The 16382-nt window shown below is 69.7% G+C and carries 15 protein-coding genes; 9 read left to right on the top strand and 6 right to left on the bottom strand.

Annotated elements, in window-relative coordinates; all coding sequences use genetic code 11:
• Positions 1–95 precede the first annotated feature (95 nt).
• Positions 96–437 carry a DUF3703 domain-containing protein gene (locus tag G6038_RS13600; protein WP_165038391.1) on the top strand — a complete coding sequence of 114 codons (342 nt, stop codon included), beginning with the start codon at positions 96–98 and terminating at the stop codon, positions 435–437.
• Between the two features lie 46 nt (positions 438–483).
• Here the strand turns inward: G6038_RS13600 and G6038_RS13595 are convergent, their stop codons facing one another.
• From G6038_RS13595 to G6038_RS13580, 4 genes are all read right to left on the bottom strand, one after another.
• A complete protein-coding gene (locus G6038_RS13595; protein ID WP_165038390.1) occupies positions 484–1329 on the bottom strand; it encodes a PhzF family phenazine biosynthesis protein in 846 nt (281 codons plus the stop codon).
• 185 nt (positions 1330–1514) lie between these two features.
• A complete protein-coding gene (locus G6038_RS13590) occupies positions 1515–2855 on the bottom strand; it encodes an MFS transporter (RefSeq protein ID WP_165038389.1) in 1341 nt (446 codons plus the stop codon).
• 25 nt (positions 2856–2880) lie between these two features.
• On the bottom strand, positions 2881–4404 hold the full coding sequence (locus tag G6038_RS13585) for a long-chain fatty acid--CoA ligase (protein WP_165038388.1): 1524 nt from the start codon (positions 4402–4404) through the stop codon (positions 2881–2883).
• A 49-nt stretch (positions 4405–4453) separates the two neighbouring features.
• Positions 4454–5620: an acyl-CoA dehydrogenase family protein gene (locus G6038_RS13580; RefSeq protein WP_165038387.1), complete on the bottom strand. Its 1167-nt coding sequence runs from the start codon at positions 5618–5620 to the stop codon at positions 4454–4456.
• Between the two features lie 197 nt (positions 5621–5817).
• Between G6038_RS13580 and G6038_RS13575 the strand changes: the two genes are divergently transcribed.
• The 4 genes from G6038_RS13575 to G6038_RS13560 are packed head-to-tail and all read left to right on the top strand — an operon-like array spanning position 5818 to position 10229.
• Positions 5818–6396, top strand: coding sequence for a TetR/AcrR family transcriptional regulator (locus G6038_RS13575; protein WP_165038386.1), 579 nt, complete (start codon positions 5818–5820; stop codon positions 6394–6396).
• The gene (locus G6038_RS13570) at positions 6393–7898 is read left to right on the top strand and encodes an NAD(P)/FAD-dependent oxidoreductase (protein WP_165038385.1); all 1506 of its coding nucleotides are present in this window, start codon (positions 6393–6395) and stop codon (positions 7896–7898) included. The genes G6038_RS13575 and G6038_RS13570 overlap by 4 nt, the downstream gene beginning before the upstream one ends.
• On the top strand, positions 7895–9610 hold the full coding sequence (locus G6038_RS13565; protein WP_165038384.1) for a GMC family oxidoreductase: 1716 nt from the start codon (positions 7895–7897) through the stop codon (positions 9608–9610). Before G6038_RS13570 ends, G6038_RS13565 begins: the two co-directional genes overlap by 4 nt.
• Positions 9603–10229: an acetoacetate decarboxylase family protein gene (locus G6038_RS13560; RefSeq protein ID WP_165038423.1), complete on the top strand. Its 627-nt coding sequence runs from the start codon at positions 9603–9605 to the stop codon at positions 10227–10229. Before G6038_RS13565 ends, G6038_RS13560 begins: the two co-directional genes overlap by 8 nt.
• A 16-nt stretch (positions 10230–10245) precedes the next feature.
• Here G6038_RS13560 and G6038_RS13555 read toward each other — a convergent pair whose 3' ends face one another.
• Entirely contained in the window at positions 10246–11043 is a 798-nt protein-coding gene (locus G6038_RS13555) for a DUF5602 domain-containing protein (protein WP_165038383.1), read from the bottom strand.
• 241 nt (positions 11044–11284) lie between these two features.
• On the opposite strand from G6038_RS13555, the gene G6038_RS13550 reads away from it, so the two are divergent.
• From G6038_RS13550 to G6038_RS13535, 4 genes are all read left to right on the top strand, one after another.
• A complete protein-coding gene (locus tag G6038_RS13550; RefSeq protein ID WP_165038382.1) occupies positions 11285–11716 on the top strand; it encodes a Fur family transcriptional regulator in 432 nt (143 codons plus the stop codon).
• Between the two features lie 84 nt (positions 11717–11800).
• Positions 11801–13261 carry a catalase gene (locus G6038_RS13545; protein ID WP_165038381.1) on the top strand — a complete coding sequence of 487 codons (1461 nt, stop codon included), beginning with the start codon at positions 11801–11803 and terminating at the stop codon, positions 13259–13261.
• Positions 13262–13558: 297 nt separating this feature from the next.
• Positions 13559–14032, top strand: a complete 474-nt coding sequence (locus G6038_RS13540; RefSeq protein ID WP_165038380.1) for a DNA starvation/stationary phase protection protein — start codon at positions 13559–13561, stop codon at positions 14030–14032.
• Between the two features lie 141 nt (positions 14033–14173).
• A complete protein-coding gene (locus G6038_RS13535) occupies positions 14174–14968 on the top strand; it encodes a metal-dependent hydrolase (protein WP_165038422.1) in 795 nt (264 codons plus the stop codon).
• A gap of 13 nt (positions 14969–14981) precedes the next feature.
• Here G6038_RS13535 and G6038_RS13530 read toward each other — a convergent pair whose 3' ends face one another.
• Positions 14982–16112 carry an LLM class flavin-dependent oxidoreductase gene (locus tag G6038_RS13530; RefSeq protein WP_165038379.1) on the bottom strand — a complete coding sequence of 377 codons (1131 nt, stop codon included), beginning with the start codon at positions 16110–16112 and terminating at the stop codon, positions 14982–14984.
• Between the last annotated feature and the right edge of the window lie 270 nt (positions 16113–16382).

Genomic DNA, 16382 nt, shown 5'->3' with positions numbered 1-16382 from the left:
GATCGGCTCGTGGCGGCCCGTTCTTGCCAGGTAGCGGAGACCGGGAAATGCTGCTGACAACTCGCGCTCGACAACGTTCACCGAAAGGATCGGTCATGCCGCGCATCGGTACCGCCGCCCGGGACCTCTACCGACAGGAGATGGCCGCGTCGAAAACTGCCGGCGACCCGCGGCAACGGTGGCGCCACCTCGAACGCGCGCACATCCTCTCCCAGCCGGCTCCGTGGCTGCACACCTGCAACCACGTCGCGATGCTCGCCCTGGCGCTGCGCTGCCGTGACCGCCGCGAGGCCCTCGGGCAGGTCGTGCGGATCGTCGTCGCTGCTCCCGGTTCGATGACCGGCCGGTATCCCGAAGGCAACACCGGACGGGTCGCCGCCGGCCTGACGACCCCGATGCCGGTTCCGGCCGATCTGGCCCGGGCGCTGTCGGCGTAGTCGCCCACCCGGGTTCGGAGCGGCGGACCCGGCTCACGACCGGCTCCTACAGGTGCACGGTCCCGCGGATGCACGTCGTGCTGTGTCCGCCGATCCACACCTCGTCGCCCGACGAGTGCACGGTCACGATGCCGCGGCGGCCCACGCGCGTCCCCTGGCTCGCCCGGTAATCGGCCGGCGCGAGGCCGGCGCCGATCAGCCACTGGGCCAAACCGGCGTTGAGGCTTCCCGTCACCGGGTCCTCCTTGACGCCGACGGGCGCGGCGAAGGCGCGGACCTCGAACTGCTGCGGTGATCCCGGCGGGCAGGGGCCGACGACACCGAGCATCAGGTCGCGCATGTGCTGGTCGTCGGGTTCGAGGTCGAGCACGTCCTGCGCGGACTCGAGCAGGACCGCAGCCCAGCCGGGCCCGTTGTCGACCCAGTTGTGGGCCACGATCCGGTCGCGCGCGATCCCCAGGCCACGAGCGATCCGGCCCAGGTGGCCCTCGTCGAGGTCGCCGCGACGGACCAGCTCGGGGGCGCGGAACGCTGCGGCCTCGTCGGTGTGGCGCAGTTCGACGAGTCCGGCTCCGCATTCCTGGACGAGAAGGCCCGGAGTCTTCGGCACGCCGCCGGCCTCGACCCACGCGTGCGCCGAGCCGAGCGTGGGATGGCCGGCGAACGGGATCTCCGCGCCGGGGGTGAAGATGCGCAGCCGGTAGTCGGCCTCGGGGGTCGTCGGGGGAAGGACGAACGTGGTCTCGGACAGGTTCGTCCACGCCGCGAACTCTGCCATCGCCTCGTCGGGGATGCCGGCGCCGTCGAGGACGACCGCGACCGGGTTTCCCCGGTACGGCTCGGCGGCGAACACGTCGATCTGCGCGAAGTCCCGGGAACGTGGCTGCACCATCGGCTGTGTCTCCTTCGTCGATTCCGTCCCGACGATTGTGGTCGCGGCGCCGGCGGGGCGCATCCGAATATGCCGGCGATCCTACGAGGGGCTCCGTGCCGCCCATCCGCTCCGCGTGCCGATGCGGCGGTGAACGCAGAAGGGCGCGCAGGGAAATCCCTGCGCGCCCGTCACCGTTCGAGGATTCAGTGCTCGTACGTGCTCAGGTCGCGGTCCTTGCTCTCCTTCGCCAGGAGGATGAACACCGCGCTCAGGACTGCCAGCCCGATCATGAAGGCGGCGACCAGGCCCGTGCCGCCGCCGGCGGCCGCCTGCAGCGACGCGAGGATCACCGGAGTGAAGCCCGCGCCGAGCAGTGTCGCGCCCTGGTAGCCGAGCGAGGCGCCGGTGTACCGGGCCGCGGTGCCGAACTGCTCGGCGATGTACGCCGCCATCGGACCGTACGTCGCGGACTGGCAGACGCCGAAGCCGAGCACGAACCCGAGCGTCACCAGGGCGACGTTGCCGGACGACAGCAGCGTCAGGATCGGCACGATCAGCACGACGAACGCGCCGAGACCGAAGAGCATCACCGGTCGCCGGCCGACCCGGTCGGAGAGGCGGGCGAATCCGAGCAGGGTGAAGATCGCGACGAACTGGCAGACGGCGAACGCCATGAGCGCCTGCGATCGGGTCACCCCGGAATGGGACGCGTACCCGATGGCGAACGTGGTGAACATGGTCTGGATGCCGAAGCTGGCCATGCATCCCAGGGCGACGAGCAGCAGGTTCCGCGGACGGCGCAGGATGCTCAGGAGCGGCGGGGTCCGCCTGTCGACCGCGGTGGCGTCCACCTCGGCCTGCTGGGCCATCGCCTCCCGGAACAGCGGGCTCTCGGACACCCGGGCCCGGACGAACAGGCCGACGGCCAGCATCACCGCGGACAGCAGGAACGGGATGCGCCAGCCCCACGACAGGAAGTCGTCCTCGGGCAGCAGCGCCACGAGCGCCAGGGCGAGGGTGCCGAGCAGGGAACCGGTGGGTGCGCCGGCGTTGGTGAACGAGGCGGCGAAGCCGCGCCCCCGCCCGCCGACGTGCTCGAGGGACATGAGCGCCGCGCCGCCCCACTCACCGCCGACGGCGATGCCCTGGCACACGCGCAGCAGCACGAGAATGATTGCGGCCCAGGATCCGATCGCCGACGCCGGCGGGACGAGACCGATGAGGAACGAGGCGACGCCCATGACCGTCATGGAGATCAGCAGCATCGACTTGCGGCCGTACCGGTCGCCGAAGTGCCCGAAGACGACGCCGCCGAACGGACGGGCCAGGTAGCCCGCGGCGAACGTGCCCATCGACGCGATGGTCCCGGCGAGCGGGGACAGGTCCGAGAAGAACACGGGGGCGAAGACGATCGCTGCCGCGGTCGCGTAGAGCAGAAAGTCGTAGAACTCGATGGTGCTGCCCAGGTAGCTCGACAGCACGACGCGTCGAACTTCCTTCTTTCTCTGGGCCGCAGTGATGTCCGCGGATGCGGTGACGGTCATGGGAGCTCCTGCAGTGGCGGTCGGGTCAGTGGGCGTACTGCTCGCGCAACTTGTCCTTGCGGATCTTTCCGGTGGCGTTGCGGGGGATCTCGTCGAGAACGAGAAGGGATTTGGGGATCTTGTACCTGGCGAGGCGCTCGCCGAGGAAGGTGAACAGCTCGTCCTCGGTGAGGGTGGCGCCGTCGGCGAGGGTGACGGCGGCCCGGCCCACCTCACCCCACTTCTCGTCGGGCACACCGAAGACGGCGCAGCCGAGCACGCCGGGCAGGTCGAGGATGGCGGCTTCCACCTCGGCGGGATAGATGTTCTCGCCACCCGAGATGATCATGTCCTTGAGCCGGTCGACGATCGTGACGAAGCCGTCCTCGTCGGGCACTCCCACGTCGCCGGAGCGGAACCAGCCGTCGCCGGTGAACGCGTCGGCGGTGGCGTCGGGACGATTCCAGTACCGCCGCATCACGTTCGGTCCGGAGATCTGGATCTCGCCGCGGTCGCCGGGGGCCACCTCGGTGCCGTCGGGGTCGACGACGCGCACGTCGGTGAAGAAGTGCGGAGCACCCGCGGTGCCGAGCTTGCGCTCGGCATCCTTCGGCGTGAGGATCAGTGCGCCCGGACCGGTCTCGGTCAATCCGTATCCCTGGCAGAGGCGGACGCCGCGGGCGGTGTAGGTCTGCAGGGTCCGCGGCGGTACCGGTGCGGCGGCAACGATCCAGCGGCGGATCGAACTCAGATCGGTGCGGTCCCAGTTCGGGTGGGCGCTCATCGCGTCGAGCATCGTGGGCACCCCGAACGAGTAGGTGACCCTCTTGGTCTCGATCAGGTGCAGGATCTGCCCGGCCTCGAAGCCTTCCTCGACGATCACGGTGCCGCCCTTGAGCAGGGTCGGCAGGGCAACGAAGTTCAATGCGGCGGTATGGAAGAGCGGCGCGGCGACCAGGGCCACCTCGTCGGAGAGGAAGTCGAGATCGACGATCGGATTCATCACTGCGAACACCACGTTGCCGTGGGTGAGGACGGCGCCCTTGGGCCGGCCCGTGGTGCCGGAGGTGTACATGATGAAGCACGGGTCGTCGTGCGTGACCGGGACGTCGAGACGGTCGGCGGGAGCGGTCGCGATGATCTCCTCATAGCCGACGGCCCGGTCGTCGGGTGGCCCGTCGAGGACCACGCGTCGGGCGGTGCCGGCCGCGGTGGCGGCCGCGTCGGCGACGTCCGCGAGGGCGGCGGAATGGATCAGCACGGCGCTGCCGGAGTCGGCCAGGCAGTACTCCACCTCGGGGGTGGTCAGCCGGGCGTTGAGCGGCACGAACACGGCCCCGAGCAGGCCGGCGGCGAACAGCACCTCGAGGTAGGCGGGGTGGTTCGCGGACAACAGCGCGACCCGGTCTCCGGGGCCGAGACCCCGGGCGCGCAGGGCGTGGGCGAGCCGGGTGACCCGCTCGTCGAGTTCGCGGTAGGTGACGGTGGTGCCGCGGAAGTCGAGCGCGACCGCGTCGGGGGCCTGCCGGGAACGTCGGTGCGGCCAGGTTCCGGTACCTTGGTTGAGCACGGGATCTCCTCGATGCCTAGGGATTCGGGATGGTCTGTGGCCGCAGCGGCTACGTCCGGGTGAGCCGGCGACCGACGATCTCCTTCATGATTTCCGTGGTGCCGCCGTAGAGGGTCCCGGCCCGGGAGTCCAGATAGTCGCGGGCGACGTCGTACTCCTTCATGAACCCGTAGCCGCCGTGCAGCTGCACGGCCCGGTGCACCACCCTCAGATGCAGTTCGGTGACCCACCACTTGGCCATCGCCGCCGTCACCTCGTCGAGCCGGCCGTGGGCGGCGTCGAGGATGCAACGGTCCACGAACACCTGCGCGATCTCGATCTCGGTGGCCAGTTCGGCGAGGTAGAAGCGGTTGGCCTGGAAGTCGGCGATGCGCTGCCCGAACGCCGTGCGGTCGGTGGCGTAGCGCAGCGCCGTCTCGAACGTGCGGGTCATCAGGACCATGGAGGTCACCGCGATGCTGAGCCGCTCCTGCGGCAGGTTGTGCCGCAGATAGCCGAAGCCCCTGTTCTCCTCGCCGAGCAGGTTGGCGCGGGGCACGCGGACGTCGTCGAACACCAGCTCGGCGGTGTCCTGCGCGGACAGGCCCACCTTGTGGAGCGGGCCGTTCTTCGTGAACCCCGGCATGCCGTCCTCGACGACGAGCAGGCTCACCCCGTTCTTCCCGGCGGCGGGATCGGTCTTCGCGACGACGATGATCGTGTCGGCGAGCAGGCCGTTGGAGATGAAGATCTTGCTGCCGTTCAGCACGAAGTGGTCGCCGTCCGGAAGCGCGGTGGTGGCGACGGCGGCGAGGTCGCTGCCGGCGCCGGGTTCGGTCATGGCGATCGCGCCGATCGTCTCGCCGGCGACCATGGGGGCGAGCCAACGATGGTTCTGCTCATCGGTGCCGAGGGCCGTGAAATACGGGGCGACCAGGTCGTTGAATCCCGACAAGCCCATCGTGACGGCCTGGGCGCCGACGCGGGCGAGTTCCTCGATGAGCACGGCGCCGAACCGGAAATCGTCGATGCCCCCGCCGCCGAACCGTTCCGGCACGGCGACACCGAGCAGGCCGAGTTTGCCGGCCTGCCGGTACAGCTCGCGATCGACCCGGCCCGCCGCAGCCCACTCCTCGAGGTGGGGTGCGACCTCGCGCTCGGCGAAGCGTCGCGCGGTTTCGCGGAACGCGTCGTGGTCGGGTTCGTAGATGGTGCGTTCGAGCGACACGGCACTCATGGAGACGGCGGTCCTCCTTCTGCGACCTCGTGGTTTGTCGCGCAGATCACAGTAGACCAATAATGATTGAAATAGTCAACGGTTGAAATCCATCCGCTTTCCGGGCGACCGGCGCCCTCAGCTGGGGATATGTGTCTCGGCTAAAAACTTGCAAGCAGTCTGGACTGTTTGTTGTTTTGCTGTTACCGTCCGTTCTTGTGACTCGAACCACATCCACGGGCACGGGGCGCACGCAGGCCGAGCGCACCGCCGTGACCCGGGCGAAACTCCTCGACGCGGCCGTCGACTCGCTCGTCGAACTCGGCTACGCGCGCACCACCACCCAGGTCATCGCCAAACGGGCCGGGGTGTCGCGGGGTGCGCAGCTGCATCACTTCCCGACCAAGGAATCGCTCGTCGTCGCCGCGGTCGAGCACCTCGTCGACAAGCGCCTCACGGAGATCCTCGAGGCCAGCCCGGACCCCGAGCGCGGCCTCGACGTCCTCACCGACGCGTTCCGCGGACCGCTGTTCCACGCCGCGCTCGAGTTGTGGGTGGCCGCCCGGACCGATCGCACCCTGCACGAGGCCGTGATCCCCCTCGAGCGCAAGGTCTCCGACGCGCTGCGGGTCGGCTGCCTGGAGATCATGGGGGACCGGATGGGTCCCGACGGGATCGACCTGAGCATCGAACTGGCCCGCGGACTGGCCGTCGCCGCCCTGATGCGTACCCCCGAATCGGATCGTGAGATCCGGGAGCGGCTGCTCCCGGTCTGGAAGGAACTGGTGATGAAGTGAGCATCGAGACCCTCCCGCCGCACGTACACACGCTCGTCGTCGGGGCCGGCTTCGGGGGCATCGGCATGGCAGCCACGCTGCTGCGTGAGCACCCGCGGGCCGACGTCCTCGTGATCGAGCGGGGCGACGACGTCGGCGGCACCTGGCGGGTGAACACCTACCCGGGTGCGGCCTGCGACGTGCCGAGCGCGCTGTACTCGTTCTCCTTCGCGCCCGAACCGGACTGGTCGAAGGCCCACGGCACCCAGGAGGAGATCTACGCCTACCTGCGGCGGGTCGCGAAGGAACAGGGCGTCACCGACCGGACGATGTTCGGGTGCGAACTGCGCGACGCGCAGTGGGACGACGAGAGCGCCCGCTGGATCGTGTCGACGTCGCGCGGCGACCTCACCGCCGACATCCTCGTCTCGGCGACCGGCGCGCTGTCCACCCCGACCCTCCCGAAGGTGCCGGGCCTGGAGATGTTCCGCGGCAAGATGTTCCACTCGGCAGAGTGGGACCACCACTACGACCTGCGCGGCAAGCGCGTCGCCGTGATCGGCACCGGCGCCTCCGCGATCCAGTTCGTCCCCGCCATCGTCGACACCGTCGGGCACCTGACGCTGTTCCAGCGCACGGCCTCGTGGGTCATGCCCAAGCACGATCACACCATTGCGCGTCCGGTGCGCGCCCTCTACCGGCGTTTCCCGTTCGCGCAGAAGGTCGTTCGTGGGGCCGTCTACGGACAGAAGGAAACGTACGTCGTCGGTATGACACGGCCGTTCGCGCGCCGGTGGCTCGTGCCGCTGTTCGAGCGTCGAGCGCTGTCGGTCCTCGACAAGCAGGTCCCGGATCCGGAGTTGCGGACGAAGCTCACCCCCGGGTTCCGGATCATGTGCAAGCGGATCCTGCTGTCCAACGACTGGTTCCCGGCGATCACCCGGCCCGACGTCACCGTGGTTGCCTCCGGGCTGACCGCGGTCACCGAGAAGGGTGTCGTCGACGAGGCCGGCAACGAGTACGACGTCGACGCCGTCATCTTCGGCACCGGCTTCACCGTCACGGAACCGCCCGTGGCCCGGCACATCCGGGGACGCGACGGCCGCACCCTGGCCGAGTCCTGGAACGGCAGCCCCAGCGCCTACCTGGGTGTCTCGGTCCACGGCTTCCCCAACCTCTTCCTGATGTACGGGCCGAACACCAACCTCGGCCACAGCTCGATCGTGTACATGCTCGAATCGCAGGCCGCGTACATCGCGGACGCCTTGCGCACCATGCGGTCCCGGGAACTGGCCACCGTCGAGGTGACCGCCGGCGCGCAGGGCGACTACAACGCCGAACTCGACCCCGCCCTCGCCGGCACGGTGTGGAACGCGGGCGGCTGCCACAGCTGGTATCTCGACCGCAAGGGACGCAACTCGGTGATGTGGCCGACGTTCACCTGGCGGTACCGCGCCAAGACCAGGCACTTCGATCCCGAGAACTACGTGACCCGTCCCGCTGCCGAAAGGATTGCGGCATGACCCATTACGACGTGCTGGTCGTCGGCTCCGGCTTCGGCGGCAGCGTCGCCGCGCTGCGCGCGACGGAGAAGGGCTACCGCGTCGGCGTCCTCGAGGCCGGCCGCCGCTTCGCCGACGACGAACTGCCGAAGACCAGCTGGCGACTGCGCAAGTACCTGTGGGCCCCGGCCCTGGGCTGCTACGGCGTGCAGCGCATCCACCTGCTGCCCGACGTCCTGGTCATGGCGGGCGCCGGCGTCGGCGGGGGATCGCTCAACTATGCCAACACCCTCTACCGGCCGCCGGCCCGGTTCTTCCAGGACCCGCAGTGGGGGCACATCACCGACTGGCAGGCCGAACTCGGACCGTACTACGAGCAGGCGGCGCGGATGCTCGGCGTGCGCCCGAATCCGCTGACGACCCCCGCCGACGAGGTGATGCGCTCGGTGGCCGAGGAGATGGGGGTCGGCGAGACGTTCACCACCACGCCGGTCGGCGTGTTCTTCGGCGATCCGGGAAAGACGGTGCCGGACCCGTTCTTCGGGGGCGCCGGGCCCGAGCGCACCGGCTGCACCGAGTGCGGCGGCTGCATGACGGGTTGCCGGGTGGGCGCGAAGAACACCCTCGTCAAGAACTATCTGCACCTTGCGGAGCAGGCCGGGGCGACGATCCATCCGCTCACCACCGTCACCGAGATCCGCCCGCGCGCCGAGGGGGGATACGAGGTCCGCACCCGCAGTACGAACCGGGTCCGCAAGCGCCACAGCGTGTTCACCGCCGACCAGGTGGTGCTTGCCGCCGGCACCTACGGCACGTCGCGTCTGCTGCTCGCGATGCGCGAGACCGGCGCCCTGCCGCGGTTGTCGCCGCGGCTGGGCACGGTGGTGCGCACCAACTCCGAAGCGGTGCTCGCCGCGACGGCGCAGGACCGCACCGTGGACTACTCCCGCGGCATCGCGATCACCGCCTCCTTCCACCCGGACGACCACACCCACATCGAGCCTGTGCGGTACGGCAAGGGCAGCAACGCCATCGGGCTGTTGCAGGCCCTCCTGGTCGACGGTGGAGGCCGGACGCCGCGGCTGGTGAAGTTCCTCGCAGTGGCGGCCCGCAACCCTGCCGCGTTCCTGCGCACCCTGTCGGTACGGCGCTGGTCCGAGCGGACCGTGATCGCGCTGGTCATGCAGACCGACGACAACTCCCTCGAACTGGCGAGCACGCGCGGACCGTTCGGACGCCGGCTCACGAGCCGTCGCGGACCCGGCGCGCCCCCACCGGAGTGGATTCCGGTGGGTCACGAGGCCATCCGGCGGATCGCCGACAAGATCGACGGCGACCCGGGCGGATCGGTTGCGGACCTGGCCAACATCCCCATGACCGCGCACTTCCTCGGCGGCTGCGTGATCGGGGACTCGCCCGAGTCCGGTGTCGTCGACCCCTACCTGCGCGCCTACGGCCACGAGGGCCTGCACGTCGTGGACGGATCCGTGGTCAGCGCCAACCTGGGCGTGAACCCGTCGCTCACCATCACGGCGCAGGCCGAGCGGGCGATGGCGTTGTGGCCCAACAAGGGTGCGGCCGATCCACGCCCGGCGCTCGGATCCGGTTACGTGCCGGTCACTCCGGTGCGGCCGGTGCGGCCCAGCGTTCCGGAGTCGGCTCCCGCGGCGCTGCGCCTGCCGATCCATCCCGTCCGACGAGAGGAGCCCGCCCGTGTTGTGGAGCGTGCCTGAGAGCACCGACGAACGTACCGACTGGCCGACGTCCGCCCCGCCGCCGTGGTCGGCGCAGGCGCGCGCGGCCCTGTGGTGGCACCGCAGCGCGCCCGGGGCGGCCCGGTTCGGCCCCGGCGGCCGCACCCTGCCGTTCACCCTCGCGATGGTGGTGGACTACCTCGAATCGCCCGTCGGCCCCTACCGAGAGGTGCTCGCGAGTCCCGTCCTGCGGCCGGGGCTGATCCCGGCGATGGCAGTGCCGTTCATCGCGGTGGACTCCGAGGCGTCCGTGCACGGTGGGCGGGAGCACTGGCATCTGCCCAAGGTGCTCGCTTCGTTCACCGGCGATGTCACCGGCCGGTTCTCCGCCACGGGCGACACGTGGAAGGTGGACACCGACGCGACCCCGCGAGGTCCGGAACTGCCGATCGTCGGCGGACTGGCGTTCGCACAGCCCGAACCGGACGGCAGCCGGGCCCGCGCCACGGCACGGCTCAGGGGACGGTTCCGCTACGCCCGGGTCCGCGTCGAGGCGCAGGGCCCGACACTGGGACGGTGGCTGCTGCCGGGGACGCACCACGGCATCGTCATCACGTCGGGCCGGATGAGCATCGGCCCGGCCCGGACGGTGCGCTAGGGAACCTGCGGTGGGTTCACGACGCCTCGCGCATCGTGAGCCCACCGAGTTCGACGACGTACTGCCCGGCCGTGTCGTCCCACGTCACCGAGTAGGTGGTCGGGTAGTAGCCGGACTGCTGGTACGCGCTCGGCTGCCGCAGTTCCTCGTGCAGGTCGGGCCGGGACGCCAGCCAGTCCCGGGTCATCATCGGCTCGATGAAGACGTGCCGGCCGTCCCATGAGCCCTGCAGGACCGTCTCGGTGAAGTGCCCGTGCGGCTCGGCGGTGTCGAGCCAGTGCAGTCCCATATTGGGGACGGTGCCGAGAATCGGCTGGGGGTCCGACGGCGCGTAGCCTTCCGGGAGGTACTTCGGGTCCGGCAGCTTCGCCGCCCGCTCGAGATACCCGAGGACGAGCGGGTTGATCGACTCCACCGTCGCGGTGTCGACGAGGTAGAAGTGCACGTCGAAGTGCGGCTGGTCGAAGCCGTGTTCCGGATTGTGGCCGTGCGAGTTCCAGTCCAGCGTGACATGGTCGACGACCGTCGCGGGCGCCCCGTCGGGAACGTCGAGCACGTAGGCCTCGGTGGTGGGCAGCAGACCGCTCGTGAGGCCGTCGAGGGCGGCGGCATCGAGGCGGACGCCGATCGCGGTGGGGGTGTCGTCGGGTCCGACGGTGACGTACGTGTGCGCCGATCCGTTACCGACGGGGCGGGGCGGGCCGTCGACGGACGTGGAGCCCTGGGCTCCGGCCACGGAACCGACGACGAGGGCCGTCGCCGTCGCCGTCACACCGACGACTCCGAGCACCGCGAACGTGCGAAGATGCGCCACTGTCACGACTCCTCTCGCAGGGTGGGCCCACCCGGCTCGACGACGTACTCCTGTACCTGCGCGAACAGCCCACCGGTTTCGTGCCCCTGCGGGTTCCGGTCCGGGGCGGACCTCTCCCGAGTGGGGCTGAGAGCAGAGTAGACCCGGCCGACGGGTCCGTTGTGCGGAATCAGGGGGATCGTGCACGGACCGATCCCCCGCCTTTTCTTGACTAATTCCAGAAAATGGGCATACTGGGGTCATGCAACGAGCGGATGAGCACTTCGACCCCACGGCGCAATTGCGCTCCGTGGGTCTCCGGGTGACTGCTCCGCGTGTTGCCGTACTCGGCGCGGTTGCCGCGCACCCCCATTCCGACGCGGACGAGATCGCGGCCGCGGTGCGGAGCGAACTCGGCTCCGTCTCCACGCAGGCGGTGTACGACGTGCTCAAGGCGTGCGTCGGGGCCGGGCTGCTGCGTCGCATCGAACCCGCGGGCTCGCCGGCCCGGTACGAGACCCGGATCGGCGACAACCACCACCACCTGGTGTGCCGCAACTGTGGCGCGGTCACCGACATCGAGTGCGTCGTCGGAGCGGCGCCGTGCCTCGAACCCTCGGACGACCACGGATACGTCGTGGACGAGGCGGAAGTGACGTTCTGGGGGCTGTGCCCCGACTGCCGAAAGTCATAGTCCCGCAACATTTCTCCACTCCGCCCACGACCCGCCCCGGAGCGACGTGGCGCGGTGCGTGCACCCTTCCAGAGGAGGATCACCATGACGAATCCACGCCCCACCACCGACAACGTCGGCATTCCGGTCGCGAGCGACGACGAATCGCTCACCGCCGGAACGCAGGGCCCCGTCCTGCTGCACGACCACTACCTCATCGAGAAGCTCGCCCACTTCAACCGCGAGCGGATCCCGGAGCGCGTCGTGCACGCCAAGGGCGGCGGTGCGTTCGGCGAGCTCGTCGTCACGGGCGACGTCAGCGCCTACACCAAGGCCAAATTGTTCCAGCCCGGTGCGAAAACCGAATCCCTCGTGCGCTTCTCGACGGTCGCCGGGGAGCAGGGCAGCCCCGACACGTGGCGCGACCCGCGCGGTTTCGCGGTGAAGTTCTACACCGAGGACGGCAACTACGACCTCGTCGGCAACAACACACCGGTGTTCTTCGTCAAGGACCCGATCAAGTTCCCCGACTTCATCCACTCCCAGAAGCGGCTGCCCGGCTCGGGTCTGCGCGACCACACCATGCAGTGGGACTTCTGGACGCTGCGTCCCGAGACCGCCCACCAGGTGACGTGGCTGATGGGTGACCGGGGTATCCCCCGAACCTGGCGCCACATGGACGGTTTCGGCTCCCATACCTACCAGTGGGTCAACGCCGCCGGGGAGCGATTCTGGGTCAAGTACCACTTCAAGACGAACCAGGGCATCGAATTCCTCACGCAGGCCGAGGCCGACCGGCTCGCCGGCACCGACCCGGACTACCACCGCGCCGATCTCCACGACGCGATCGAACGGGGCGAGTTCCCCAGCTGGACACTGAAGGTGCAGATCATGCCCGTGGCCGCGGCGGAGGGGTATCGCTTCAACCCGTTCGACCTGACCAAGGTGTGGTCGCAGCGCGACTACCCACTCATCGAGATCGGTACCTGGACGCTGAATCGCAACCCGCGCAACTTCTTCGCCGAGATCGAGCAGGCCGCGTTCGCGCCGTCGAACATCGTGCCGGGCATCGGCCTGTCGCCGGACAAGATGCTGCTCGGCCGCGTGTTCTCCTACGCCGACGCGCACCGCTATCGCATCGGCGCGAACCACGCGCAGCTGCCCGTCAACGCGCCGAAGGACGAGGTGAACTCGTATTCCAAGGACGGCGCCATGCGGTACTCGTTCAACGACCCCGGCACCCCGGTGTATGCGCCGAACAGCTTCGGCGGCCCGCACGCCGACCCGCAGGCCGCCGGCGACGAAGGCGTGTGGGAGTTCGGCACCGAGGCGGTGCGGGCCGGCTACGTCCGGCATGCCGAGGACGACGACTTCGGTCGGGCCGGCACACTGGTCCGCGAGGTGCTCGACGACGCGGCCCGTGAGCGGCTGGTGGGCAACATCGTCGGCCACATCCTCGGGGGGACCGCGGCGGTGTTGTACGAGCGGATCTTCGAATACTGGTCGAACGTCGACGCCGACCTCGGCAAGAAGGTCGAGGAGGGCGTGCGGGCGGGCCGGGCCTGACCTCCCGTCAGAGTATGCCCCACCAGTAGAGGAGGGTGGCCAGTATCCACACGATGACCGTCTGCATCACTCTGTCCTCCCTCGATACGGATTCTTCCTCCATCATCCGCCCGCGCGGCCGCCGCTGCCACGGACACTCCGGGCCGAAGGGATCCCGTGTCCACTTCGTTGCCTGCGGCCGCGCGGAACTCGGCCACCGCGTCGGGCGTTGAAGCGGGGGAGTATGTCCGAAGGACGGCCGGCGCGCGACGTCCGTCGCCGCCGGGAGGCACATCGACACGGATAGGAGCTCCGATCATGACCGGACCGATCACCAGCACGTTGAACCCGGACCAGCAGAAGGTCGCCGGGGACGCTCTACAGGGCACCCTCGTCGACATGATCGACCTGAGCCTGATCGCCAAGCAGGCGCACTGGAACGTCGTCGGCCCGCAGTTCCGCAGCCTGCATCTCGCGCTGGACGAGATCGTCACGGCCGCCCGCACCTACACCGACGAGGTGGCGGAGCGCCTCACGGCTATCGGCGTCAGCCCGGACGGCCGGGCCACCACCGTCGCCCAGGACTCCGGCACCACGGGTTTCGGCGCAGGCTGGACCAAGGACGAGCAGGTCGTCGCGGTGATCACCGACAACCTCGCGGCCGTCATCGGACGCCTGCGCGAGCGCATCGCGGCGACGGACGAGGCGGACCCGGTCACGCAGGATCTGCTCATCGCCCAGACCGCCGGCCTCGAACAGACGCACTGGATGTGGCAGGCGCAGCTCGCCTGAGCCGTCGCGTGCGTGAGGGCCACCCGATCCCGCGGGTGGCCCTTCGTGTGCCGGGCGATCGAACACCTGTGTTACTGAAGTGTCGGATGTGGTTGCTACGTTGACATCGGTTCGTTCTCCGATCGAAAGGTGCCTGCAGCGATGGTCATGGGTCCCACCCACGCGGTGTCCGGGGCGCTGGTCGGCCTCCTCGTCGCCGACGTGCTGCCCCGCGAGTGGGGCGGGCCTACATCCACGGCCGAGACGTTCGCGTTCGCCGCGGTCTGCGCCGGTTCGGCCCTCCTGCCGGATCTCGACACGCCCCAGTCGACGGTCGCGCGGTCCTTCGGGCCGGTGAGTCAGGTCGCGGCGCGCGGCATCGACAACCTCTCGCTCGGTTACTACACGCTCACCAAGGGCCGCCGCGACCGCAGCCGTCGCGGCGGGCATCGCACGCTGACGCACACGGCCCTGTTCGCAGGCCTGCTGGGGGCGGGGGTTTCCACGCTCGTCGCCCGGTTCGACCGCGTCGCGGTCGTCGCCGTCCTGTTCGTCACGCTCGGCCTGGCGCTGCGCGGGCTCGCGGACGGATGGGCCAAGCGCAACGGCTGGCTCGTGGTGACCGCCACCTCGGCGGTGCTGTCGGTGCTCATGTGGAACTGGTTCCCCGGCGAGGTCGGTTCGGTGGGCCTCGGGGTGGCGGTGGCGCTGGGGTGTGCGACGCACTGCCTGGGCGACGCCGTCACCAAGGAGGGCATACCGTTCCTCGCGCCGTTCGTGCCGTGGCGCGGCGAGCGTTGGTGGGAGATCAGGATGCCCGGGTTCCTTGCCATCCGCGCCGGCGGCGCCTTCGAACTGGCGATCCTCGGTCCAGGGCTGACGATCGCCGCGGTCGCGATAGCGGTGTGGTCGATCGACGGCGCGCCGGAACTCCTGCGGGAAGCCGTCGGGGTGTAGGTCCTCGAGGTGCTCACCTGCGCAGCGACGCGGCGATGCGATGCACGGCGGGCGCCGTGAATGCCCAGTCCTGCAGCGACAGGTAGGACGACGTGGTGCCGAGCACCACATGCCGCAGCCCGGCCTCCCCGAACTCCCGCAGCCGCGCAGTGATCCGGCCCGGTGTGCCGACGAGGAATCCGTATTCGGTGACCTCGGGGGGCACCGCCGCGAGCGCCTCTTCCCACCGGGCCCGGTCGTAGCGTTCCGGGATCACGTCGACCGAGCCGCGGAACTCCGGCCCGAAGGGATGTACCGCGCCGGCCGCGGCCCAGTGCTCGGCAGAGAACAGCAGCGTCCAGTACCGCATCATCCGGCTGTGCAGCATCGCCTGCGCCCGCTTCTGTGTGGGCGCGACGAGGACGTAGGCCACCAACGCCGGCACGATCCGGTCGGGGTCGCGGCCGGCCTCGGCGGCGGCGGTACGGATGCGCGCCAGCTTCGCCGCGTACTCGTCCGGGGTGCGCAGCGCGATGGTCATCGGCAGCCACCCGTCGCCGTAGCGCCCGGTCAACTGCAGCATCCGGGGTCCGTGGGCGGCGATCCAGATCTCCGGGGTGCGCCCGGCTGGGGCCTGCAGGTCCATCACCGCACCGTCCAGATGGAAGTGCGTGCCGTCGAAGTCGAACGGGCCGTGCGAGTCGAGGCAGCGGCGGACGATCTGCAGGGCTTCGCCGAGTCGTTCGACGGGGTGTGCCTGTGACAGCCCGTACGGTTCGGTGTTCATTCGCTCCCCGGAGCCCAGGCCGAGGATGGGTGCGCGCTTGGTCAGATGCGCCAGGGTCAGGGCGGCCTGAGCGAGCAGCACCGGGTGGCGCCGGATCGGCTCACTCACTGCCACCCCGAGCCGCATCCTCCCCGCATGGGCCGCCAGTGCCCCGAGGAGGGTCTGGTAGTCGAACACCTCGTGCGGGCTCGACACCTGATCGCTGAAACGGGTGAAGGTCCTGTCCCACAGGGCGGTCGGGTAGAACTCCTGGAAATGGTCCCAGACGAACAGCGACGTCAGCCCGCCATACCTCGCCAGCGCCGTGATGATCCGCACCTCGCGCCACGGCGGGTCGGACGAGACGTACACGCCGGTATCGATCGTGGTAGACGTCATGGCGTTCCCTTCCGGGCCTGTCCGTTCATCGGCGGCCGGCCGTAACGAGTCGGTCCCGTCGCGCCGGGGCACCCTGTCACCGCCGTGCGACGGCACCCTGTCACCGCCGTGCGACGGCACCCTGTCACCGTCTGCCCGTGACGGGGCCCGGGGCTAGGGTCCTACGTCCTCGCTCCGGCGGTGGACGGCGGCGCATTACGGAACCACTGGCATCGAAAGAGAACTTGTTCTATTTTTGCCCTGTTTCTGCCCCTCGCCAGATCGGAGCCC

This window comes from Rhodococcus sp. 14C212 (assembly GCF_011058195.1).
GTDB lineage: Bacteria > Actinomycetota > Actinomycetes > Mycobacteriales > Mycobacteriaceae > Rhodococcus > Rhodococcus aetherivorans.
This window is presented reverse-complemented; position numbering and strand designations above follow the sequence as displayed.

Coding starts and splice junctions, on each gene's coding strand:
- G6038_RS13530 (WP_165038379.1), bottom strand. CDS start 16,112: ATGACGTCTACCACGATCGATACCGGCGTGTACGTCTCGTCCGACCCG.
- G6038_RS13600 (WP_165038391.1), top strand. CDS start 96: ATGCCGCGCATCGGTACCGCCGCCCGGGACCTCTACCGACAGGAGATG.
- G6038_RS13540 (WP_165038380.1), top strand. CDS start 13,559: ATGACCGGACCGATCACCAGCACGTTGAACCCGGACCAGCAGAAGGTC.
- G6038_RS13595 (WP_165038390.1), bottom strand. CDS start 1,329: ATGGTGCAGCCACGTTCCCGGGACTTCGCGCAGATCGACGTGTTCGCC.
- G6038_RS13565 (WP_165038384.1), top strand. CDS start 7,895: ATGACCCATTACGACGTGCTGGTCGTCGGCTCCGGCTTCGGCGGCAGC.
- G6038_RS13580 (WP_165038387.1), bottom strand. CDS start 5,620: ATGAGTGCCGTGTCGCTCGAACGCACCATCTACGAACCCGACCACGAC.
- G6038_RS13550 (WP_165038382.1), top strand. CDS start 11,285: ATGCAACGAGCGGATGAGCACTTCGACCCCACGGCGCAATTGCGCTCC.
- G6038_RS13545 (WP_165038381.1), top strand. CDS start 11,801: ATGACGAATCCACGCCCCACCACCGACAACGTCGGCATTCCGGTCGCG.
- G6038_RS13590 (WP_165038389.1), bottom strand. CDS start 2,855: ATGACCGTCACCGCATCCGCGGACATCACTGCGGCCCAGAGAAAGAAG.
- G6038_RS13535 (WP_165038422.1), top strand. CDS start 14,174: ATGGTCATGGGTCCCACCCACGCGGTGTCCGGGGCGCTGGTCGGCCTC.